A 22,342-nucleotide genomic window follows, 5' to 3' on the forward strand; every position below is an offset into this window, starting at 1 on the left:
AGGGCGGGGTCCGTCCCCCGACCATTCGCCAGAGGGCCAACCCGGGCGCGGCAGAGTGACTAGTCACGCGCCGCGCGTCTGGTTCAGCAAGGCACCGGCGCGTTCCTGCGCGCATAGAACCACCACGTAATCACCATGCACGTGGCGTAAAAGCCGATGAAGCAAAACAGCGCCGCCTGCACGCTGCCCGTCATTTCCAGCGACGTGCCGAAACTGCGCGGGATGAAAAAGCCGCCGTAGGCGCCGATGGCCCCGGAAAAGCCCAACACCGCCGCCGATTCCTTGGCCGCTTCGCCCAGTGCGCGCTTATGCGCCTCGGGGCCTTTGCCGGCTGCCGCCTGCGTGCGTTCGCGCAGGAAGATCACGGGGATCATCCGGAACGTCGAGCCGTTGCCCACGCCCGTCAGCGCGAACAGCACGATGAACATCGCCAGAAAGCCGTTGAAGTTGCCGCCCTGGCCCGCCATGGGCAGGAAGAGCATCACGCCAAGCACCGCAGCGATCATCCCGGCAAAGGTGACCAGCGTGACGCGCGCGCCGCCCAGCTTGTCCGACACCCAGCCGCCAACGGGCCGCGTCAACGAACCCACCAGCGGCCCGAGGAACGCGTACGCCATGGGGTTGACGTCGGGAAACAGCGTCTTGGTCAGCATGGCAAAGCCCGCCGAAAACCCGATGAACGAGCCGAACGTGCCCACGTACAGCCAGCACATCAACCAGTTGTGCTTGCGCTTGAATATCACCGCCTGGTCGGCGAAGGACGCACGCGCGTCGGCGATGTCGTTCATGCCGAACCATGCCGCGATGGCCGCAATGGCGATCGGCACCACCCAGATAAAGCCGGCGTTTTGCAGCCACAGGTTCTGCGACGCGCCATTGACGGTGATTTCCCGCGGTGCGCCGCCGGCTACGCCAAAGACACCCACCGAAATCACCACGGGCACGACGAACTGCGCCAGCGACACGCCCAGGTTGCCGATGCCGGCGTTAAGCCCCGTCGCCAGGCCCTTCTTTTCCTTGGGGAAAAAGAAGCTGATGTTTGCCATGCTGGAACTGAAGTTGCCGCCGCCCAGCCCGCACAACAGCGCCAGGATCAGCAGCGTCGGGAACGACGTGGTCGGATCGCGCAGCGCAAAGCCCATGCCCAACGCGGGCACCAGCAAGGACGCCGTCGAGATCGCCGTCCACTTGCGTCCGCCGAACACGGGCACCAGGAACGAATAGAAGATGCGCAAGGTGGCGCCCGACAGCGCGGGCAGCGCCGTCAGCCAGAACAATTGGTTCTTGGACAACATGAAGCCCGCGCGGTCCAGGTTGACGACGACCACGCTCCACAGCATCCAGATGCTGAACGCCAGCATCAGCGCGGGAATCGAGATCCAAAGATTGCGGTTGGCGACGCGGGCGCCGGTCTGCTTCCAGAAGCCGGGGTTTTCCGGCTCCCAACGCGTCAGGACTTGTGTGGACATAGGAGCCTCTATTTGGAGGAAATGGGTTGCGGGGCCGTCAGCGACGCCCGCCCCAGCGCCGCGCTTTCAGGGCGGAAGCTGAAGTGCATGAAGATCAGCGACACGCAGACGGTGCCGTACAGCAGCATGAAGGCGCTGGACCGGACGCCGGTCAGGTCCAGCAGCACGCCAAACAGGATGGGCAACACGAAGCCGCCCATGCCGCCCGCCAGGCCCACGATGCCGGACACCGCGCCGATGTTCTCGCCGAACTCGTCCGAGATGAACTTGAAGACGGATGCCTTGCCGATGGCCATGGCGATGCCGACCACGAACAGCAGCACGGTGAAGGTCACCGGACCCAACGCTATGCCGAACTGCCGGGGGCCGCCGGTGGTCATGACGGTGAACTGGGTCTGCGGATAGCTCAGCAGGAAGAACGCGACCCAGCACACCCACATCACCCACCACGTGGTCTTGTAGGCGCCGTAGCGGTCCGAGATCCACCCGCCCATCGCGCGCAAGACGCCGCCGGGCAACGAGAAGCAGGCGGCCAGCAGCGCGGCCAGCTTCATGTCGAAGCCGTATTCGCCGATGTAGTACTTGGTCATCCACAGCGCCAACGCGACGTAGCCGCCGAACACCACCGAGTAGTACTGGCAGTAGCGCCAGACGCGCGGGTCGCGCAGCATGGCGAATTGCGCCGACAGCGTGGCGCGTTGGGTCACGCGGTGCGACGGGTCCGACGCCGAGAACATCCAGAACAGCACCGCCGTGACCAGCAGCGCCACCGCGTACACCTGCGGCACGACGACCCAGGCGCCGCCGGCCGCCGCGATCAACGCGGGCGCCACGAATTTGGTGATGGCCGATCCGGAGTTGCCCGCGCCGAACACGCCCATGGCCAGGCCCTGCTTGTTGCGCGGAAACCAGCGCGCCACATACGGCGTGCCGACCGAGAACGAGCCGCCCGTCAGGCCAACGAACAACGCCAGCACCAGGAATTGCCAGTACTCGGTGGCGTAGGACAGCAGCCAGATCGGCACCACCGCCAACAGCATCAGGATGAAGAACACGGGCCGGCCGCCGTAGCGGTCGGTCCAGATGCCCAGGGGCACGCGCACCAGCGAACCGGTCAACACCGGCATGGCGGCCAACAGGCCGAATTGCGTTTCGGAAAGGCCAAGTTGCGCCTTGATGGGTATGCCCAGCACCGCGAAGATCATCCATACCGCGAAGCAGATGGTGAAGGCGAACGTGCTGGAAATCAGGACCCGCATCGGCCTGCCGAACGGGGTTGTTGCTGCTGTCATGGTTACTCTCGCTTTACTCACGAAGACATGGCGCTAGCCTAGGCACGCGCTGCGCCGGCGACCATTCGCCGGCCGACCATTCGGGGCACGCCGATGTGCCTAGTCACCCGGGTTCCACGCGCGCGTTTGCGCTGGATCAAGCGTTGGCCTATGCCCGGCGCAGCCCCAGGATTAATATGTATTGCCAATACATCTTCACCAATACACCTTCAAAAAAAGCGCAGACCGCCATGCCCTCGTTGCTGACCATCGATGAACCCGCCGCGCCACCCCGCCGCCCTCGCCCGCAGTGGCGCGCCTTTACCGAAATGGGGTTCCGGCCGCTGTATCTGGCCGGCTGCCTGTGGGCGTTGATATCGGTGTGGTTGTGGGTGCATGCGCCGGGCCGCATCACCGGGCTGATGGCCGGCGTGTTCTGGCATGCGCATGAAATGCTGTGGGGGTTCGTCGCCACGATTGCCGTGGGCTTTCTGCTGACGGCCGGCGCCAACTGGACGGGCAAGAACCCGCTGCGCGGCAACGCGCTGGCGCTCTTGTGCCTGTTATGGGTGGTCGCGCGCGTGGGCTACCTCACGCCCGGCAGGCCCGCGTACGTGGTTGCCATCGTGGCGGACCTGGGATTTTTCGTATGGGGCGCCGCCGCCCTGGGCCGCGCTGTCTGGATTACGCGCAACCAGCGCAACGCGGGCGTGCCGGTCTTGATGCTGGGCTTGGCCGCCACCAACGCGCTGTATTCATGGGCCGCCGCGCAAGGGGACTATCTGGCGGTAATGCGCTACTTCAACGCCGGCCTGCTGTGCATGGCGGTGCTGACGCTGCTGATTGCGCGTCGGGTGATTCCGTTCTTCGCCAAGCGTGCCGTGGCGGGCCTGGATATTCCCGCACAGACCCGCAGCGGTCACTGGCAATTGGGCACGGGCGTGGCGGCCATTGCCGGTTTGCTGGGCGGGCAGCCGCGTCTGGCCGCGGTGGCCTTGGCGGCCACGGGCTTGATCGCGCTATGGCAATGGATGTCGTGGAAGCCTTGGGCCGTGCGGCGCGTGCCGCTGCTGTGGATTCTGTATGCCGGCTATGTCGGTTTGGGCGCGGGCCTGCTGGTGGGCGCGGCGCAACTGGCGGGCATGGTCGTCCGGCTGGCGTGGCCGGCGCACGTGATCGGCGTGGCGGGCTTTTCAGTACTGATCGTGGGCATGGTGACGCGCACCGCGCTGGGTCACCTGGGCAGGCCCTTGCAAACCGACCGCTGCATGGTAGCCAGCTTCGTGCTGGTCATCGTGGCAGCCCTGCTGCGGTTGGCGGCGCTGTGGCCCGGCGTGGCCAGCACCGGCCTGCTGCATGCCGCCACCAGCGCCTGGGTACTGGCGATGGGCCTGTACCTGTGGCGCTTCTTCCCGCTGATGATCCGCCCACGCGCCGACGCCGCCAAGCCGGCGGCGCCGATGATGCGTGTGATGCCGGCCGCCCGGCCGCGGGTCTAAGCGGGGCGGCCCGCCCCGCCTGCCCGCTTAGTCGCGCCCTTCGCGGCGTTCGATCGCCTCGACTTCGCGGCGCATGGCCTTCAGCCACGCCTTCAGCAGCGCCTGATCCGAGAACTGCATCACTTCGTGTTCCAGTTCGCCGATGTAGTCCTGGATGTCGACGATGTCATCGTCCAGTTCTTCCAGCACGGTCTCGGGGTCAAACGAGGCGAACGGGTCCAGGTCGTAGCGCAGCTTGAAGCCTTCTTCGGCGTAGCTGGCTTGATGCAGCACTTCGTCCAGCTGCGCTTGCAGCGCGGCGTTGGCTTGCGGCAGGCCGTCGTCGGACACGTCCGCCAGCGGCGTCAAATCCGGTGTGCCCTGCTTGCGCCGCGCCGCTTCTTCGTCCTGCATCGCCTGCCACGCCACCGCGTTGGGCGTGGTGTTGCGCAGGGCGGCGCGGGCCAAGGCCAGCAGGTCTTCGGCTTCGTCGTCTTCGAACTGGTCCTGAATGATGCGCAGCAGTTGCGTCGGCGTGAAGGTCGACAGATCGGTGTCGGGGTCCAGCTCCAGCGCCTCGATCAGTTCCGCCTTGGCGTCTTCCGATTCGTCGGCGGCCGCCTCGTCGTAGTCCAGGCCGCTGTGCTTTTTATATAGGGCCTTGAGCTTGTCGGCATCGCAACCGGCCGGCAATTCGCCCTTGGCGTCCAGCAGCAGCAATTCGGCCGAGAACTCGGTCACCAGCTCGGACACGAATTCGCGCTCGGCCTTGGACAGCCCCATGTTCTTGTGCGCGTGGTCAAAACACAGCACCAGCTTCATGCGCAATTCGTGCAGCTTCTTTTCCAGCGGCGCCAGGCCTTCCGTGTACTTGCGCTGGTACTCGGCCTCTACCGCCTGCCATTGATCAAGGCGGCCGCGTTCCGTTTCCAGCCGTGCCTGTAGCCGCTCGAATAACTGACGCGGGGTTTCCAGTGAATGTTGGCCCATGACCTGCTCCTTGCAAACCGGGTAATGAAAGTAGCCGCCACTCTAAACGATTCGGGCAAACCCCTCTTGGATTTTTCAGTTAATAACGCTAATCATTATTATTAATATAGAATCTCGGCTGTCCGGCACACCCCGTCCGCAACCCCTTCGCCACGTCTTTCGCAACGTCAGCGCAACCTCTATTTGGCAGTCCCGATGTCTTTGCCCCCCGCCGCGGGCCCTGCCCCCCTGCGCGCCTCCGCCCACGCCCCTCCTCCACCCGTCGCCCGATCACGGCGCCGCGTGATCCTGACGGCAACCGTGCTGGTACTTGCCTTGGTCGCGGCGCTGGCCATGTGGTGGAAAACCCAAAGCGGTCCCGCCGCGCCGCGTCCACCCGAATACAACCAGATTCCCGTTGCGGTCAGTGTGGCGCCGGCCCGCGTCGGCCCGCTGCAACGCGACCTGCATGCGCTGGGCACCATCACGCCCTTGACCCACGTCGTGCTGCGCAGCCAGGTGGACGGCGAACTGGTGCGCCTGCATTACACCGAGGGTCAGGCCGTGGTGCGCGGCCAGCTGTTGGCCGAGATCGACCCGCGCCCCTATCAAACCGCGCTGGCGGCGGCCGAAGGCGAACGGGCACGCACACAGGCGCTGCTGGATAACGCCCAGGCCGATCTACAGCGCTATCGCACCTTGGCGCGCCAGGAAGCCGTGGCGGGGCAGCAACTGGACACCGCCCAGGCGCAGGTGCGCGCCTACATTGCGCAGCGCGAACTGAACCGCGCACAGGTGGCCGAGGCACAGCGGCGGCTGGGGCTGACGCGCATCACTGCCCCGCACGATGGCCGCATCGGCCTGCGCCGCGTCGACGCCGGCAACCATGTGCTTGCCAACGATGCCGACGGGCTGACCACGCTGGTGCAGACCGCCCCCATTTCGGCGCTGTTCAGCATTTCGGAAACGCGGCTGGACCTGCTGCGCCAGGCGCAGGCGCGAACGGACGTGTTGCGCGTGCAAGCCTGGGATGCCGACGACCGCCGGCTGCTGGCCGAAGGCACGCTTGAAGCCCTGGACAACCGCGTCCAGACCGGCAGCGGCACCGTGCGGCTGCGCGCCCGTTTCGACAACACCGACGAATCGCTGTTTCCCAATCAATTCGTGAACATCCGGCTGGCGCTGGTCCAGCAAGACAACGTGGTCACCATTCCATCGGCGGCCGTGCAGTATGGCTCGGAAGGAGCCTTCGTCTTCGTCATTGGCCAGGACGCGCGCGCCACGCGCCGCGTGTTGCAACTGGGCCCCGCCAACGCGGGCCATATCGTCGTGCAAGCCGGTTTGGCGCCGGCCGAGCGCGTGGTGGTCGAAGGCGTGGACCGCCTGCATGATGGCCGCAACGTCCAGATCGTAGAACCCCTGACTTGAACCGCGCATGAGCCTGTCACGCCCCTTTATCCTGCGTCCGGTCGCGACGTCTTTCCTGATGATCGCCCTGCTGCTGTCGGGCATCCTGGCGTGGCGCATGCTGCCCGTGGCCGCGCTGCCGCAGGTCGATTACCCCATCATCCAGGTCACCACGCCGTACCCGGGGGCCAGCCCGAACGTGACGGCGCGCGCCGTGACCGCGCCGCTGGAACGCCGCTTTGGGCAGATACCGGGCTTAAAGCAGATGTCGTCCACCAGCGGCAGCGGCATTTCGGTCATCACATTGCAGTTTTCGCTGGACGTGTCGCTGGGCGTGGCGGAACAAGAGGTGCAGGCGGCCATCAGCGCCAGCGGTTCGCTGCTGCCGGGCGATTTGCCCACGCCGCCTGTTTACCGCAAGGTCAACCCGGCCGACGTGCCCATCCTGACGCTGGCGGTCACCTCGGATTCCCTGCCCTTGCCCACCGTGTATGACCTGGTCGACACGCGCATGACGCAGCGCTTGTCGCAGCTGTCGGGCGTGGGCATGGTCAGCCTGGCCGGCGGCCAGCGGCCGGCCGTGCGCGTGCAGGTCAACCCGATGGCGCTGGCGGCGCGCGGGCTGCAACTGTCCGACGTGCAGGAAGCCATCGCCAAGGCAAATTCCAATCAGCCCAAGGGCAGCTTCGACGGGCCGGTGCGCTCCGTCATCATGGACGCGAACGACCAGCTGCAAAGCGCCGCCGAATACCGCGAACTGATCGTGGCCTGGAAGAACGGCGCACCGGTGCGGCTGGGCCAGGTCGCCACCATTGAAGACGGCGCCGAAGACCGCTACCTGGCCGCCTGGGTCGACAAGCAGCCGGCCGTGCTGGTCAATATCCAACGCCAGCCGGGCGCCAACGTGATTGCCGTGGCCGACCAGGTCAAGGCGCTGCTGCCCCAACTGACGGCCAGCCTGCCCGCCGCCGCGCAGGTGCGCATCCTGACCGACCGCACCGAAAGCATCCGTGCGTCGGTGCGCGGCGTGCAATGGGAACTGGTGTTTGCCGTGGGGCTGGTGGTGCTGGTCACGTTCCTGTTCCTCTCCAACCTGCCCGCCACCCTGATCCCCAGCCTGGCCGTGCCGCTATCGCTGATCGGCACTTTCGGCTTCATGCACCTGGCGGGCTTTTCCACCAACAACCTGACGCTGATGGCGCTGACCATCGGCGCGGGCTTCGTGGTGGATGACGCCATCGTCATGCTGGAGAACATTGCGCGGTATCGGGAACAGGGGCACAGCCCGATGTCGGCCGCGCTGAAAGGCGCCGGGCAGATCGGCTTCACCCTGGTGTCGCTGACCTTGTCACTGATTGCCGTGCTGATCCCGCTGCTGTTCATGGAAGACGTGGTGGGCCGGCTGTTCCGTGAATTCGCCATCACCCTGGCCGTGGCCATCCTGATATCGCTGGCCGTATCGCTGACGCTCACGCCCATGATGTGCGCGCGGCTGCTGCCGGCGCACGTGCAATCGCGCCCCGGCCTGCTGGACCGCGTCCAGGCGCGCTACGCGGGCTGGCTGGACGTCACGCTGCGCCACCAGCGCCCGACGTTGATGGTGATGCTTGGCACCGTGGCCTTGACTGGCCTGCTGTACCTGGCGGTACCTAAGGGTTTCTTCCCGGTGCAGGACGGCGGCGTGCTGCAAGGCGTGACGCAGTCCACGCAAAGCACCTCGTTTGACGCCATGTCGCGCCGCCAGCAAGCCGTGGCTCGGGCGCTGCTGGCCGATCCCGATGTGCAAAGCCTGTCGTCCTTCATCGGCATCGACGGCATGAACGCCACGCTGAACACGGGCCGCCTGCTGATCAACCTGAAGCCCTGGGCGCAACGCAGCGCGCCGCTGGCGGACATCATGGCGCGGCTGGACGCCAGAGCCCGCGACGTGCACGGTATCTCGCTGTTCTTGCAGCCGGTGCAGGAACTGAATATCGAAGACCGTGTCAGCCGGGGGCAATACCAATTCAGCCTGACCTCGCCAGACAGCGCGCTGCTGGCGCAATGGAGCCAGGCGATGACGCAGCGGCTGGCGCAGTCGCCCGCGTTGGCCGAGGTGTCGTCCGACCTGCAAGGCAACGGCCGTCAGGCCTACCTGGAAGTGTCGCGCGATACGGCCGCGCGCCTGGGCGTCACGATGGACGACGTGGTGCAGGCCCTGTACAACGCGTTCGGCCAGCGCCAGGTGGCCACGCTGTTCACGCAGTCGAACCAATACCGCGTGGTGCTGGAAGTGGACCGCAGCCTGGCGCTGGGGCCCGAGGCACTGGAACGCATCCACCTGCAAACCGAGGACGGGCAGGCAATTCCGCTGTCGGCGCTGGCCACGGTCAGCGAACGCGCGGTGCCGCTGGCGATCAACCATCTGTCGCAATTTCCGGCGGTGAACCTGTCGTTCAACCTGCCACCGGGCGGGTCGTTGGGCGACGCCATTGCCGCCATTGAATCCGCCAAGGCCGACATCGCCCTGCCGCCCAGCGTGGAACTGCGGCTGCAAGGCGCGGCCTCGGCGTTCCAGGCGTCCTTGTCCAATACGCTGTGGCTGATGCTGGCGGCGGTGGTCACGATGTACCTGGTGCTGGGCATGCTGTATGAAAGCGCCATCCACCCCGTCACCATCCTGTCCACCCTGCCGTCGGCCACCGTGGGCGCCTTGCTGGCGCTGCTGATCACCGGCCGGCCACTGGACCTGATTGCGGTCATCGGGATCATCCTGCTGATCGGGCTGGTCAAGAAGAACGGCATCATGATGGTGGACTTTGCGCTGGAAGCCGAGCGCACGCGCGGGCTGACGCCGCGGGACGCCATCCGCGAAGCCGCGCTGCTGCGCTTGCGACCAATCTTGATGACGACGCTGGCCGCGCTGTTCGGCGCGCTGCCGCTGATGCTGGCCACCGGGTCGGGCGCCGAACTGCGCCAGCCCCTGGGCTGGGTCATGGTGGGCGGCCTGCTGGTCAGCCAGGTGCTGACGCTGTTCACCACGCCTGCGGTCTATCTGTTCTTTCACCGGCTGGGGCAGCGGCGCCGGGTCGATGTGAGCCCCGACGGGCGTAACGCATGATCCGCGCGTTGCTGCATCGCCCCGTCGCCTGCCTGTTCCTGGCGCTGGCGTTAACGCTGCTGGGCGCGGTGGCGTGGCGGCTGTTGCCCGTGGCGCCCTTGCCCCAGGTGGATTTTCCCACCATCGAGGTGCGCGCCGAGCTGCCCGGCGCCAGCCCGGAAAGCATGGCCAGCACGGTGGCCGCGCCGCTGGAGCGCGCGCTGGGCAGCATCGCGGGCGTCAGCGCCATGACCTCGTCCAGCAACCAGGGCGCCACGCGCGTGCAGTTGCAGTTCGAGCTGGACCGCGACATCAACGAAGCCGCCCGCGACGTGCAGGCCGCGCTGAACGCCGCGCGCGGCGAACTGCCCGCGGGCATGCCGCAAAGCCCCAGCTACCGCAAGGTCAACCCGTCACAGGCGCCCATCATGGCGCTGGCCCTGAGTTCCGCCACGCGCCCGGCCGGCCAGCTGTATGACCTGGGTTCGACGGTGCTGGCGCAAAAACTGTCGCAGATCAACGGCGTGGGCGAAGTCACGCTGGGCGGCAGTTCGCTGCCCGCCGTGCGCGTGCAGGTGAACCCCAACGCGCTGGCCCATTACGGCGTGGCGCTGGACGACGTGCGCAACGCCATCGCCAACGCCGCGCCCATGCGCCCGCTAGGCCAGCTGGACGCGGCCGGCCAGCGCTGGGAAGTCGGCACGCCCGAGCAGCCGCGCCGCGCGGATGAATACGGCCGCCTGATCGTGCGCCACGCGGATGGCGCGGTGATCAGGCTGGCGCAAGTGGCGCGCGTCAGCGATTCCGTCGAAAACCGCTACAGCAGCGGCTTTCACAACCACAACCCGGCCGTCGTGCTGACCATCAGCCGCCAGACGGGCGCGAACATCATCGAGACCATCGGCGCCATCAACGCCGCCCTGCCCGGCCTGCGCGCGTTGATGCCGGCCGACGTGGACCTGACGGTGGCGCTGGACCGCTCGCCCGGCATCAACGCCACCTTGCGCGAGGCCCACGTCACGCTGGGCCTGGCGACCGCGCTGGTCATCCTGGTGGTGTGGCTGTTCCTGGGCAATGCGCGCGCGGCGGCGATACCCAGCGTGGCGATACCCGTGTGCCTGATCGCCACTTTCGCCGTCATGCACGCGTGGGGCTTTTCGCTGAACAACCTGTCGCTGATGGCGCTGATCGTCGCGGCCGGCCTGGTGGTGGATGACGCCATCGTCGTGCTGGAGAACATCTCGCGGCACCTTGAACGCGGCCTGTCGCCGCGCAAGGCGGCGTTGCGCGGGGTGCGCGAAGTGGGCTTCACGCTGGTCGCCATGACGGTGGCGCTAAGCGTGGTGTTCGTGTCGATCCTGTTCATGGGCGGACTGGTCGAACGCCTGTTCCGGGAATTTTCGATCACGCTGGTGGCCGCCACGGTGATTTCGCTGGTGGTGTCCGTGGCGATCATCCCGGCCTTGTGCGCGCGCTGGCTGCGCGCGGATCAACCCTCGGGCCAACCGGGCCAATTGGCCCAATCGGCCCAATCGGCCCAAACGGCCCAAACGGCCCATTCGGCCCCATCGCCCCAGTCGTCCAGATCGCCCCAGTCGCGCCCGTCGCGCCTGCAATCGGCCTTCGCCCGCGCGCATGATGCCTACGGCCGGTCCCTTGCTCGCGTGCTGGGGCATGCGCGCTTGACCCTGTTGTTGCTAGCCGCCGTGGTCGGCTTGAACGTGTATCTGTACGTCGAAGCTCCCAAGGGTTTTCTGCCCGTGCAAGACACCGGCCAACTGGTGGGATTCGTGCGCGGCGACGATGGCTTTTCGTTCCAGGTCATGCAACCCAAGATTGACCAATACCGCCAGCTGGTGCTTAAGCATCCGGCTGTGCAGGACGTCATCGGCTACAACGGCGGCAGCCTGGGCATCAGCAATTCACTCTTCCTTATTCGCCTGAAGCCCGCCGCCGAGCGCGGCGTATCGTCCACCGACGTCATCAACTGGCTGCGTACCCACGCGCCCCCCGTGCCCGGCGGCATGTTCTTCCTGAACGTCGACCAGGACCTGCGCATGCCCGGCGGCTTCGGCAATTCCGGCGACCACGAATTGGCCATCATGGCCAGCGACGTGCCCGCGCTGCGCGACTGGGCGCGCAAGATCTCCAAGGCCATGCAGGACATTCCCGAACTGCGCGACGTGGACGCCCAAGGCGACGGCGCCACGCAGCAGGTCGTCATCAACATCGACCGCGCCGCCGCGCAACGGCTGGGCGTGGATATGGACACGATCAGCAGCGTGCTCAGCAATTCGTTCAGCCAACGCCAGGTCGCCACCCTGTACGACGCCATGAACCAATACCGCGTGGTGCTGGAGCTGGACCCGCGCTACACCGAAGACCCCGAAGTGCTGGAGCAGGTGCAGGTGGTGGCGGCCGACGGCACGCGCATCCCGCTGACCGCCTTCGCCACCTACGACAACGGGCTGGTCAACGACCGCGTCTACCACGACGGCCTGTTCGCGGCCGTCGGCGTGGGCTTTTCGCTGGCGCCCGGGGTGTCGCTGGAACAAGGCCTGGCCGCCATCGACGCCGCCATGGCCAAGCTGATGGTGCCGTCCACCATCCAGACACGCCTGGGCGGCGACGCCCGTAACTTCCAGCAAAGCCTGCAAGACCAGCCCTGGCTGATCCTGGCCGTGCTGGTCGCCATCTACCTGGTGCTGGGTATCCTGTACGAAAGCCCCCTGCACCCGCTGACCATCTTGTCCACCCTGCCGTCCGCCGGCGTGGGCGCGCTGCTGGCGCTGCGCATCGCCAACATCGAATTCACCTTGATCGCGTTGCTGGGCCTGTTCCTGCTGGTCGGCATCGTCATGAAAAACGCCATCCTGATGATCGACTTCGCCCTCAGCCTGGAACGCCGCGAAGGCCTGACTCCCCGCGCCGCCATCCACCGCGCCGCCATGCTGCGCCTGCGCCCCATCGTGATGACCAACCTGGCCGGCCTGCTGGGCGCCCTGCCCCTGGTGCTGGGCATGGGCGAAGGCGCGGAACTGCGCCGCCCCCTGGGCATCGCCATCGTCGGCGGCCTGATGATCAGCCAGTTCCTGACGCTGTATACGACCCCGATCGTGTATCTGGCATTGGAACGGCTGCGGGTGAAGCTGGGGGGTGCGGGGCGAAAGCGCACCACCTGACGGCAACATGCGCCGAGGCCGCAGCGGGTCTTACTGCATCGGTTGCCCGATGGCGACAAAGGCCGGCACGTCCGCAAAGCGGACGCGTTCGGAGGACATTCGCGTATTTGACCGTCAGTGCCGACACGCGCTCGCCATCGCCACTAACGGCGCGACGCCGAAGTGCCGGCATGTTGCGGGACTTCGGGAGGCGAAGCCGGGGTCAAATAGCGCGGCACCAGTCCGCCGACCAGTCGCAACGATGACTTCAGACTGCCGAATGCGCCGTAAAGCGATTCCTGGCCCGCGATCCAGCTACCCCGCGACATGAGCAATGCGTGTACGACGTTCTCGCGCGATCCGCTAAACAGCGGCATCGCCCGCGTCCGGGACGGCACGCGTTTCGGGCGTTCGATATTCACAAGCCACGTACGCCATCGGAAGTAAAGGCATCCGTCCGGTTCGAAGTAGCCGATGCGCCGCTCGCGCAGCATGGCTTTTGCCCCGGGGCTTAACGTGTCGGCCACGACCATTGGAATCCGGGCGCGCTTTAGCTTGTTTGCGTTGTTTAGCTGGGCAGCTAATCGCCAAACACATTTCCCCATTCAAACAACCCACTACTCCGGCCACCGTGGCGCGGCGGTCAGGCGGTCGGACATGAAGGCCAGGAATTCGCGGGCCAGTTGCGGTAGCGTCCTGCCTTGCAGGGTCAGCACCTGGATGCTGCGTTGGCGCATTTCGGGGTTGGTGAAGGGCACGGCGACGAGGCCGCCTTCGCCCAATTGACCCATCAGCGTCAGGTAGCCGGACAAGGCGACGATCTGGCTGCCGGGCAGCATTGGCAGGAAGGCGGCGGAGTGGTTTGAGACGTAGGCCGGTTCGATGTGCAGGCCCGCGTTGGCGCAGGCGGCGTCGAACAGCTGGCGCACGGTGGTGCCGTGGTCGCCCACCGATAGCGGATAGTGGACCAGGTCACGCATGCCGATGCTGCGGCGGCCGGCCAGCGGGTGCTGGCGGCACATTACGGCGTAGACGGGTGCGCGGGTCAGCAACTCGGTTTTCAAGCGGTCGTCTTGCGCGGTGGTGTAGCGCAGCGCCATCTGTGCCAAGCCTTCAAGAATGTGGCGGCTGACTTCTTCGGGGCGCTCCACGTATAGATGAAAGCGCGCTTCGGGCCGCTCGCGCTTGAATTGCGCCATGCACAGGGGCAGGAAGTGATGGGCGAAGCCTTCGGTGCAGGCCAGGCGGATCGTGACGTCTCCGACATGACCGCGCTGGCGGATCTCGGACGTGACGCGCTCGGCTTCCAGCGCGGCAGCGTTGGCGTACGCGGCCAGTTGGCGGCCGGCCTCGCTAAGTTCCATGCCGCGCGCCTGACGTTCGAACAGCGCAACACCCAAGGCATCTTCCAGCTTGGCGATCTGACGGCTGACCGCCGATGCCGCCACGTGCTGCGACGCCGCCGCGCCGGCGATCGAGCCGCTACGCGCGACCTCAAGAAAGTACCGCAGCCCCAACGAAATCATCCCGCCTCCGTGCGATGCATGCCAAAAAGGCAATGCAAAGATGCTAATTATCTGATTGTGGCATGTACCGATGCGTAATAACTTTGTGCCTCCTTCGTCTCGAGTGCCGTCGTGAACCGCGAACAAGCCGTCCAGCAAGCCGTTGAAGCCTTTGACAATGGCACCCTTGAAGCCGCCCTGGCGCGTCGCGTCGCCTATGCCACGGAAAGCGAGGTGCCGGAGCAGGCGCCGATGCAGCACGCCTATCTGAATCAGGATCTGATTCCGGTGCTTAACCGCATGGGCTTTACCTGTGAAGTGCATCCCAACCCCGACGGCGTGGACCTGCCCATTCTGGTGGCGCGCCGCGTTGAGGCGCCCGGGCTGCCCACCGTGCTGATGTACGGCCATGGCGACGTGGTGCGCGGCAATGCGGCCAAGTGGGAAGCGGGCCGCGACCCCTGGCAGTTGCAAGTGGACGGCGACCGCTGGTATGGCCGGGGCACGGCCGATAACAAAGGCCAGCACAGCATCAATCTGGAAGCGCTGCGGCAGGTGATCGCCGCGCGCGGCGGCAAGCTGGGGTTCAACGTCACCTGGCTGATCGAGACCGGCGAAGAAGCCGGTTCGCCCGGCCTGGCCGCGTTCTGCGACGCGCAGCGCGACACCTTGGCGGCCGACGTGTTCATCGCCAGCGACGGCCCGCGTCTGCATGCGTCGCGCCCCACCCTTTTCATGGGATCACGCGGGGCGGTCAATTTTGAATTGAAGCTGCGCACGCGTGAGCGTGGCTACCACTCCGGCAATTGGGGCGGCTTGCTGGCCAACCCCGCCATCGTCCTGATGCACGCCATCGGCACCCTGGTGGACGCGCGTGGCCGCATTACCGTGCCGGCGCTGCGTCCGCCCGCCATCCCCCAGGCCGTGCGCGAGGCGTTGGCGGATCTTGAGGTAGGCGGTGGCGAAGACGACCCCGACATCAACGCCTGGTGGGGCGAGCCCGGGCTGACCGCGCCTGAAAAAGTATTCGGCTGGAACAGCCTGGACGTGCTGACCTTTGGCGCGGGCGACCCCGCCAAGCCCGTGAACGCGATTCCCCCGGAGGCCGTGGCGTGGTGCCAGTTGCGCTTCGTGGTAGGCACCGATTGGCGCGCCCTGGAAACGCATGTGCGCCAGCACCTGCGCCAAGGCGGCTTTGAAGACGTGCAGGTGCGCGTGGGCATGCAAGGCGGCGCCACGCGTTTGTCGCCCGACAACGCGTGGGTGCGCTGGGCGGCGGCATCGCTGGAACGCACAACCGGCAAGCGCCCCGCGCTGCTGCCGAACCTGGGCGGTTCGCTGCCCAACGAGATCTTCGCCGACCTGCTGGGCCTGCCCACATTGTGGGTGCCGCATTCGTACCCCGCGTGCGCGCAGCATGCCCCGAATGAGCACTTGCTGGGTAGCGTGGCGCGCGAAGGGCTGGCCATCATGGCCGGCCTGTACTGGGACCTGGGCGAAGCCGTTCCTGCCTGACCGACCGTTTCATTACCGAGAGCGTTGCCATGACCGCTAGATTCTGTGCCGCCGTGATGGCGTTCAACCTTGCCGCCGCCGCTTATGCGGGCGGCGCCCATGCCGCCTACCCCGAGCAGCCGATCAAGATCGTGGTGCCGTTCACGCCCGGCGGCGCGACCGATGCCGTGGCGCGGCTGCTTGCCAACAAGCTGTCGGGCAGCCTGGGCCAGTCGGTGATCGTGGAAAACCGGCCCGGCGCGTCCACGGTGATCGGGGCGGACGTCGTGGCGCGCGCCCAGCCCGATGGCTACACGTTGCTGCTGTCGGGCAGCACCACGTACACCGTCCTGCCCGCGCTGAAACCGTCGCTGCCCTACGACCCCATTCGCAGCTTCGAGCACGTGGGCATCGTCGCCATGGCGCCCGTGGTGCTGCTGGCGCAAAACGGCCTGGCGGCCAACACCGTGCAGGAAGCGGCGGCGCTGGCCAAGCAGCAAAGCAGCAAGGGCGGGCTGATGTACGGCACGTTCGGGCCGGGCTCGGCGCCGCATCTGGCGGGCGAAATGTTTGCCGAGGCCGCCGGCGCGAAGATGGTGCCGGTGCCCTACAAGGGCAGCGCGCAATTGATCACCGCGATGATTGGCGGCGAAGTGTCCTTGGGCGTGGACACGGTGTCATCCGCCGCGCCGCAGGTGCGCGCGGGCAAGGTGCGGGCGCTGGCCGTCACGGGCGAACACCGCGTGCCGCAAATGCCGGACGTGCCGACTTTCGCGGAAGCCGGGATTCCCCAAGTGTCGTTCGTGGGCTGGTACGCGCTGGCGGCGCCCGCCCATACCCCCGCGCCCGTGATCGACACGTTGAGCCGCGCGGTCGCGCAGATCATGCAGGACCCGCAGGTGAAGAAGGCGGTGTCGGACCTGGCGCTGGAACCGGTGTTCCTGCCGGGACCAGCGTTCAAGGACCGGATTCAAGAAGAAGTGCAGACATTCAGCGCCGTGGCCAGGCGCGCCGATATCAAGCTGGAATAGACGACAAGACACCGGGCGGCAAGGCGACAACATCAGAGCCGCACCGCAACGCACCGCACCAGGACGCCTCGCCACGCCGGCCACGCCACGCCACGCCACGCCAAGGCTGACACCACAAACCACGACCGCAAAAAAAACGCCTGATCATGCACGCAGCGAAGCGTGCATGACCAGGCGCCGATGCAGGCCGCACACGCGGCCTGCAAAACAGTCGGCGTCAGACCATGGGCGGCATCGTTTCCCGTTCGGGGTGCCGATGCTTGGCCAGCGCCTTGATGAACGCCGTTGCGCTTTTCGCGGGTGCGCCGCCGCCCATCAACAACCCTTCGTCGGCCTCATCGGGCGCGATCCCCGCCGAGCCGAACAGCTGCCCGCCGCGCCCCAACCCCAACAACGTCTTGCCATGCCGGAAGGCATCGCGCAGGAATTCCAGCGCGCGGCCGTCCGCTTGCAAGCGCGCTACGGCGGCGTCGCCCCCGGGCACCACGGCGCCGTCAAACAGCGTGGACGGGTGGTTGTCCAGCGACGCGTCGGCATCCAGCATGCCGCCACCTTCGGACTGCACCGGCCCGATGCGCTGGCCTACCAAGCGCACCACCACGCCGGCCTGGATCAGCGCGTCGGCCACGGCCGACACGGCGCCTTCGTCCACGCCCTCGGCCACCAGAATCGCCACCTTGCGCGTGGCCACGTTGCCGTCACCCGGCCTTGCCGTCAACGACAGCGCGGGCGACACCTCGACCTCCGGCTTGGGGGGCTGTGCAATGGCGCGCGGCAGCGGGTCGGGCAAGACCATGCCCAGCTGATCGGCCACACCCTGCGCCAATTCATCAGACACGTTACGCAGCGACGCCACCATGCGCTGGCGAATGGCGGGCACCGTCACCTTGCTCAGTTCAAACGAGAACGCGTGCACGATGTGGCGCTTTTCCCATTCGGTCTGGCTGTTGTAGAACAGCGTGGCCTGGTTGTAGTGCTCGGCGAACTTTTCGGGATGGCCGCGCAATTCGTCGCCCGCGATCGGCTCGGGAAACGGCACATAGCCTTCCATGCCGGCCTGGAACGGACACCCGCCCGCCAACGAGTTCGGCTCGTACGCCACGCGACCGCGATGAATCGCCTGGCGGTGCATGCCATCGCGCTGGTTGTTGTGCACCGGCGCCACGGGCGCGTTGATGGGAATTTCGTGGAAGTTCGGGCCGCCCAGCCGCGAGATCTGCGTATCCACATAGGAATGGATGCGTCCGGCCAGCAGCGGGTCGTTGGTGAAGTCCACGCCCGGTACCACGTGCGCCGTGCAGAATGCCACCTGCTCGGTCTCGGCAAAGAAGTTGTCCGGGTTGCGGTCCAGCACCATGCGGCCGATCGGCACGATGGGCACCAGTTCTTCCGGCACGATCTTGGTGGCGTCCAGCACATCGAAGCTGAAGCTGTCGGCTTGTTCTTCCGTGAAGATCTGCACGCCCAGTTCCCACTCAGGGCCCTTGCCCGCGTCGATGGCTTCCCACAGGTCGCGGCGGTGGAAGTCCGGGTCGGCGCCGGACACCTTGACCGCCTCGTCCCAAACTTGCGAATGCGTACCCAGGATCGGCGTCCAGTGGAATTTCACCAGCCGCGATTCGCCGCGCGCGTTCACGAAGCGGAACGTGTGCACGCCAAAACCCTGCATCATCCGGTAGCTGCGCGGAATGGCGCGGTCGGACATCAGCCACATCAGCATGTGGGTCGATTCCGGCATCAGGGACACAAAGTCCCAAAACGTGTCGTGCGCCGACGCGGCCTGGGGCATGCCGTGATGCGGCTCCGGCTTGACGGCGTGCACCAGGTCAGGGAACTTCATCGCGTCCTGGATGAAGAACACCGGCATGTTGTTGCCCACCAGGTCCCAGTTGCCTTCGTCGGTATAGAACTTGACGGCAAAGCCGCGCACGTCTCGCGCCGTGTCCTTGGAACCGCGTTCGCCGGCTACCGTGGAAAAGCGCACGAACACCGGCGTGCGCTTGCCCTTTTCAGCGAACAGCGACGCGGCGGTCAGGTCAGTCAACGGCCGATAGCATTCGAAGTAGCCGTGCGCCGCTGAACCGCGCGCGTGCACGATGCGTTCAGGAATGCGCTCGTGATCGAAGTGCGTAATCTTTTCACGCAGGATGAAGTCTTTCAACAAGGCGGGGCCGCGCAGGCCGGCTTTCAGCGAATGCTGGTTGTCGGCAATCGGCACGCCCTGGTTGGTCGTCAGCACCTGGCCGCTGCCATCGGCGCGCACGCGACCCAGGCGGCCATCCACCGCGTTGACGCCGGGTTCGGCGGCATCGCCCGTCTTGGCGTTGGCTTCCGATTCCGACAACGAACTGGCGCCCACGGACGGGTCCGGCGGCGTCGTGTGCGCGCCGGCATAGGGGCAGCGCGCGCCTTCCTCGCCGTACTCGGCGGCCTTGTTGGCGTTGTGCGGCAGGGATGCAACCGTGGCGCCCACGGCGGCCGCGCGCTTTAGCGCCGGGTGTACCGGTTTGCCCGCGGGGCCGGCGGCCGGGCCGCTGTCGGTATTCATATAGGCGGTGTCGACGGCGCCGGCCGCGCCCTTGTTTACGGGTTTCTTGCTTGCCATCAAGGCTCTCCTAGTGTTTGAGCATTTCGCCGCGGGCCTGCTCGGCGCGCGACGCGCCAATGGCGGATTTCACTTGTTTGACTTCTTCAGGCGGCGGCAGCACGGCGGGCAGGCCCAACGATTCCACCCACAGTTCGCGCGACCAGCCCTGCGTGTGATACAGGTGATGCTCTTCGTCCAGCGCCACCGCGTCATAGGCCTGCTTCAAGATGGCGGCTTCCTTGCCGGAATGCTGGTCGGCCAGCAGCCCGATCAGCGACCAGTTGGAATGGTCCTTGGTTTCGGCCAGCACCACGCATTCGGTCGCCACCAGTTGCGCGGCGTCAGGGTCGCCGGCGTTGATGGCCATCTTCATGGCCTTGACCAGCGATTCCCCCAGGTGGCGCACCACCTCGCGGCCCGGCGTCTGCTGCGCGGGGTCAAGTCCCAGTTGTTCAAACACGGTCAAAAGCACACGTTGGTGCGTCCGCGTTTCTTCCAGGTATTCCTTCCACTCTTTCTTCAGGTCTTCATTCACGGCACAGGACACGGCGGTCTCATACACCGTCAAGCCGCCGATCTCGGTTTCCAGGGCCTGGTAAAGCAATTCATTGATTTGTTTGGCGTCTGCCGCTTTGCGTTTCATCAGGGGCTCCTTGTGTCCATGGGGATCAATGCCGGCTCTGGCCCGCGAGCGCGCACCTGCCAGCATGAAACGGTCCTTCAGCAAGCGTCGTGCCCATCCGACGCCATAACGCACCACAACAACGTCCCCGATTCGCTTAGAATTGGAACCATTCTCAATACAAGATCCTTGCCAGCCCGCTCGTGGCGGCAATCCACAACAAGAGGCCCCCTCTGAAATCCGGTTTCCGCCTGTCAATGGCCTGGTTGCACACCTGGGTCGGCCTATGGTTTTCGTGGCTGCTGTACACGGTGTTCCTGACCGGTTCGCTTGCCCTTTTCGCCGAACCCATCACCCACTGGATGACGCCCGAGCACCAGGCCGCCGAAGCCGCGTCGGCGTCCCAGGCCAGCACGCCGGTGGACCGCGCGCGCCGGCTGGACCTGGCGGTGGACTACATGGCCAAACACCACGCGGGCGCGGGCATGTGGGAGTTCTGGCCGGTTAACCGGGGCCATGACAACGGCTTGTCGGTTTACTGGTTTGACGAGAACGGCATGTACGCCGAGGCCGAACTGGACCCGGTGACGGGCGCCGAGCTTGCCGATCACCACGACGACGAAGGCCGCGCCACGCTGGGCGGCACGCACTTCGTGAACTTCCACTACATGCTGCATGAAAGCCGCTTCGGCCTGTGGGTGGTGGCGTTTGCCACGATGGCGATGCTGGTGGCGCTGGTGTCCGGCGTGGTCACGCACAAACGCATCTTCAAGGACTTTTTCACCTTCCGCCCCAAGAAGGGCCAGCGGTCGTGGCTGGATGCGCACAACGCGGTGGCCGTATTGACGCTGCCCTTTCAATTCATGATTGCCTATACCGGCATCGTGATATCCAGCGCGCAGCTGATGCCCGCGCCGGTCGCCGCCCATTACGGCGCCGGCATGGATGCCATGCGCCTGTATCTGGCCGAAATGCAGGGCGAGGAAAAACCGCTGCGCTCGGGCCAGGCCATGGCCATGCCGCCGCTGGAACCGATGGTGGCGCGCGCCGAAGCCATGATCGGCCAAAGCGCCCGCGCCGTCGTCATCCAGAACCCCGAAGACACCTCGATGCGCATCGCCGTTTACGGCTGGAACGAAGCCGGCGACGCACAGCGCAACATCAGCGCCACAACCGGCATGGTCGAATTCCAGGGCACCACCGGCCAGGTGCTGCGCATGCGCCCGGCAGGCGGCGTCAACGGCGGCGCGCCGGCGGTGGTGCGCCAGGTGATGAATGACCTGCACATGGCGCCATTTGGCGGGCCGGCCATGAAGTGGCTGTACTTCGTGTGCGGCCTGGCCGGCGCCGCGATGATGGGCACGGGCGCCGTGCTGTTCATGGCGAAACGGCGCGCCAAGGCGGGCGATGAATTCGGCGCCGCCACGGCGCGCATATACCGGCTGTTTGAAGGCTTGAACGTGGCCGCGTTGGCCGGACTGGCGGTGGCGTGCATCGGCTTTTTCTGGGCCAATCGGCTATTGCCTGTTGCACTGGAAAACCGCGCGCTGTGGGAACTGCGCTGCTTTTTCGGCTTGTGGGCGTTGATGTTGGCGCACGCGTGGCTGACTCGCCCGCGCGCCGCGTGGATCACGCAGCTAGGCTTGCTGTCTGCCCTGTGCCTGCTGCTGCCGCTGGTGTCGTTCGCCACGTTGGGCGACCACGCCGTGGCGCAGATCGGCCGTGGCGATTGGGAAAGCGCGGGCGTTGAGCTGACCGCCGTCGCCTTTGGCGTACTATCCGCGTGGGCGGCGATCCGGTTGTGGAAGAAGCCGCAATCCGCGCCTGCCCAGCGCACCCCTCGCGCGAATCACAAGGCCGCGGCATGAACACGAACGACCTATTCGGCATTGCGATGGCATTGCTGTTGACCTATTCCGGCATGGCGTGCCTAAGCCTGGCCATGCCGCGTCACTATGACCAGGTGTGGGGACGCGACCCGTCGGCCGGTCACACCCGCGTGCTGCGTGGCGCCGGCGCGCTGCTGTTGGCCCTGGCCCTGCTGCCTTGCGTGGGCCTGTGGGGCAACACGGTGGGCGTCGTGGCGTGGCTGGGTTGGCTGTCCGCCGGTGCGTTGCTATGGGTCGGCATGCTGTCTTGGGCGCCGCGCCCCGCCGCCCGCACCGCCGCGCTGGCGATGGCGATTTCACTGGTGGGTATCGGCATCGGCTTCTGAGGCCCCGCGCCCGACACGGCAACATTGCGATTTGCCCGTTGCCGCCCGTGCATT

Annotated in this window: 15 protein-coding genes; 8 read left to right on the top strand and 7 right to left on the bottom strand. The window is 66.4% G+C overall.

Features of this window, described 5'->3' with window-relative positions; translation table 11 throughout:
• Positions 1-83: 83 nt before the first annotated feature.
• Positions 84-1,469: a NarK family nitrate/nitrite MFS transporter gene (locus tag V6F88_RS05750; RefSeq protein WP_332608380.1), complete on the bottom strand. Its 1,386-nt coding sequence runs from the start codon at positions 1,467-1,469 to the stop codon at positions 84-86.
• An 8-nt stretch (positions 1,470-1,477) separates the two neighbouring features.
• The gene (locus V6F88_RS05755; RefSeq protein ID WP_442880249.1) at positions 1,478-2,728 is read right to left on the bottom strand and encodes an MFS transporter; all 1,251 of its coding nucleotides are present in this window, start codon (positions 2,726-2,728) and stop codon (positions 1,478-1,480) included.
• 263 nt (positions 2,729-2,991) lie between these two features.
• Between V6F88_RS05755 and V6F88_RS05760 the strand changes: the two genes are divergently transcribed.
• A complete protein-coding gene (locus V6F88_RS05760; protein ID WP_332608382.1) occupies positions 2,992-4,239 on the top strand; it encodes an NnrS family protein in 1,248 nt (415 codons plus the stop codon).
• A 27-nt stretch (positions 4,240-4,266) separates the two neighbouring features.
• On the opposite strand, the gene V6F88_RS05765 is transcribed toward V6F88_RS05760, so the two are convergent.
• The gene (locus V6F88_RS05765; protein WP_332608383.1) at positions 4,267-5,208 is read right to left on the bottom strand and encodes a molecular chaperone DnaJ; all 942 of its coding nucleotides are present in this window, start codon (positions 5,206-5,208) and stop codon (positions 4,267-4,269) included.
• Between the two features lie 282 nt (positions 5,209-5,490).
• Between V6F88_RS05765 and V6F88_RS05770 the strand changes: the two genes are divergently transcribed.
• The 3 genes from V6F88_RS05770 to V6F88_RS05780 are packed head-to-tail and all read left to right on the top strand — an operon-like array spanning position 5,491 to position 12,855.
• The gene (locus tag V6F88_RS05770; RefSeq protein ID WP_332608384.1) at positions 5,491-6,615 is read left to right on the top strand and encodes an efflux RND transporter periplasmic adaptor subunit; all 1,125 of its coding nucleotides are present in this window, start codon (positions 5,491-5,493) and stop codon (positions 6,613-6,615) included.
• A 7-nt stretch (positions 6,616-6,622) separates the two neighbouring features.
• The gene (locus V6F88_RS05775) at positions 6,623-9,694 is read left to right on the top strand and encodes a multidrug efflux RND transporter permease subunit (protein ID WP_332608385.1); all 3,072 of its coding nucleotides are present in this window, start codon (positions 6,623-6,625) and stop codon (positions 9,692-9,694) included.
• Entirely contained in the window at positions 9,691-12,855 is a 3,165-nt protein-coding gene (locus tag V6F88_RS05780) for an efflux RND transporter permease subunit (RefSeq protein WP_332608386.1), read from the top strand. Before V6F88_RS05775 ends, V6F88_RS05780 begins: the two co-directional genes overlap by 4 nt.
• 143 nt (positions 12,856-12,998) lie before the next feature.
• Here V6F88_RS05780 and V6F88_RS05785 read toward each other — a convergent pair whose 3' ends face one another.
• Together V6F88_RS05785 and V6F88_RS05790 are read right to left on the bottom strand one after the other, a co-directional pair.
• Positions 12,999-13,361 carry a hypothetical protein gene (locus tag V6F88_RS05785; protein ID WP_332608387.1) on the bottom strand — a complete coding sequence of 121 codons (363 nt, stop codon included), beginning with the start codon at positions 13,359-13,361 and terminating at the stop codon, positions 12,999-13,001.
• A gap of 90 nt (positions 13,362-13,451) precedes the next feature.
• Complete coding sequence (locus tag V6F88_RS05790; RefSeq protein WP_332608388.1) at positions 13,452-14,360, bottom strand: LysR family transcriptional regulator; 909 nt, start codon at positions 14,358-14,360, stop codon at positions 13,452-13,454.
• A gap of 111 nt (positions 14,361-14,471) precedes the next feature.
• On the opposite strand from V6F88_RS05790, the gene V6F88_RS05795 reads away from it, so the two are divergent.
• Complete coding sequence (locus V6F88_RS05795; protein WP_332608389.1) at positions 14,472-15,854, top strand: M20 family metallopeptidase; 1,383 nt, start codon at positions 14,472-14,474, stop codon at positions 15,852-15,854.
• Between the two features lie 29 nt (positions 15,855-15,883).
• Positions 15,884-16,864: a Bug family tripartite tricarboxylate transporter substrate binding protein gene (locus V6F88_RS05800; protein WP_332608390.1), complete on the top strand. Its 981-nt coding sequence runs from the start codon at positions 15,884-15,886 to the stop codon at positions 16,862-16,864.
• 217 nt (positions 16,865-17,081) lie between these two features.
• Here the strand turns inward: V6F88_RS05800 and V6F88_RS05805 are convergent, their stop codons facing one another.
• Positions 17,082-19,469, bottom strand: coding sequence for a catalase (locus V6F88_RS05805; RefSeq protein ID WP_332608391.1), 2,388 nt, complete (start codon positions 19,467-19,469; stop codon positions 17,082-17,084).
• A gap of 10 nt (positions 19,470-19,479) precedes the next feature.
• A complete protein-coding gene (locus V6F88_RS05810; RefSeq protein WP_332608392.1) occupies positions 19,480-20,094 on the bottom strand; it encodes a hypothetical protein in 615 nt (204 codons plus the stop codon).
• Between the two features lie 236 nt (positions 20,095-20,330).
• Here V6F88_RS05810 and V6F88_RS05815 point away from each other — a divergent pair, with 236 nt between their 5' ends.
• Positions 20,331-21,941, top strand: coding sequence for a PepSY-associated TM helix domain-containing protein (locus V6F88_RS05815; protein WP_332608393.1), 1,611 nt, complete (start codon positions 20,331-20,333; stop codon positions 21,939-21,941).
• Positions 21,938-22,288, top strand: coding sequence for a DUF3325 domain-containing protein (locus V6F88_RS05820; protein WP_332608394.1), 351 nt, complete (start codon positions 21,938-21,940; stop codon positions 22,286-22,288). Before V6F88_RS05815 ends, V6F88_RS05820 begins: the two co-directional genes overlap by 4 nt.
• The last annotated feature ends 54 nt before the right edge of the window (positions 22,289-22,342 follow it).

Origin of the sequence: Achromobacter sp. ESBL13, from assembly GCF_036668755.1 — a bacterium.
Taxonomy (GTDB): domain Bacteria; phylum Pseudomonadota; class Gammaproteobacteria; order Burkholderiales; family Burkholderiaceae_B; genus Achromobacter.

What these genes read in the sequence shown, in the direction of transcription:
- V6F88_RS05750 (WP_332608380.1), bottom strand. Translation starts at nt 1,469, where the DNA reads ATGTCCACACAAGTCCTGACGCGTTGGGAGCCGGAAAACCCCGGCTTC.
- V6F88_RS05755 (WP_442880249.1), bottom strand. Translation starts at nt 2,728, where the DNA reads ATGCGGGTCCTGATTTCCAGCACGTTCGCCTTCACCATCTGCTTCGCG.
- V6F88_RS05760 (WP_332608382.1), top strand. Translation starts at nt 2,992, where the DNA reads ATGCCCTCGTTGCTGACCATCGATGAACCCGCCGCGCCACCCCGCCGC.
- V6F88_RS05765 (WP_332608383.1), bottom strand. Translation starts at nt 5,208, where the DNA reads ATGGGCCAACATTCACTGGAAACCCCGCGTCAGTTATTCGAGCGGCTA.
- V6F88_RS05775 (WP_332608385.1), top strand. Translation starts at nt 6,623, where the DNA reads ATGAGCCTGTCACGCCCCTTTATCCTGCGTCCGGTCGCGACGTCTTTC.
- V6F88_RS05780 (WP_332608386.1), top strand. Translation starts at nt 9,691, where the DNA reads ATGATCCGCGCGTTGCTGCATCGCCCCGTCGCCTGCCTGTTCCTGGCG.
- V6F88_RS05790 (WP_332608388.1), bottom strand. Translation starts at nt 14,360, where the DNA reads ATGATTTCGTTGGGGCTGCGGTACTTTCTTGAGGTCGCGCGTAGCGGC.
- V6F88_RS05800 (WP_332608390.1), top strand. Translation starts at nt 15,884, where the DNA reads ATGACCGCTAGATTCTGTGCCGCCGTGATGGCGTTCAACCTTGCCGCC.
- V6F88_RS05805 (WP_332608391.1), bottom strand. Translation starts at nt 19,469, where the DNA reads ATGGCAAGCAAGAAACCCGTAAACAAGGGCGCGGCCGGCGCCGTCGAC.
- V6F88_RS05810 (WP_332608392.1), bottom strand. Translation starts at nt 20,094, where the DNA reads ATGAAACGCAAAGCGGCAGACGCCAAACAAATCAATGAATTGCTTTAC.
- V6F88_RS05815 (WP_332608393.1), top strand. Translation starts at nt 20,331, where the DNA reads ATGGCCTGGTTGCACACCTGGGTCGGCCTATGGTTTTCGTGGCTGCTG.
- V6F88_RS05820 (WP_332608394.1), top strand. Translation starts at nt 21,938, where the DNA reads ATGAACACGAACGACCTATTCGGCATTGCGATGGCATTGCTGTTGACC.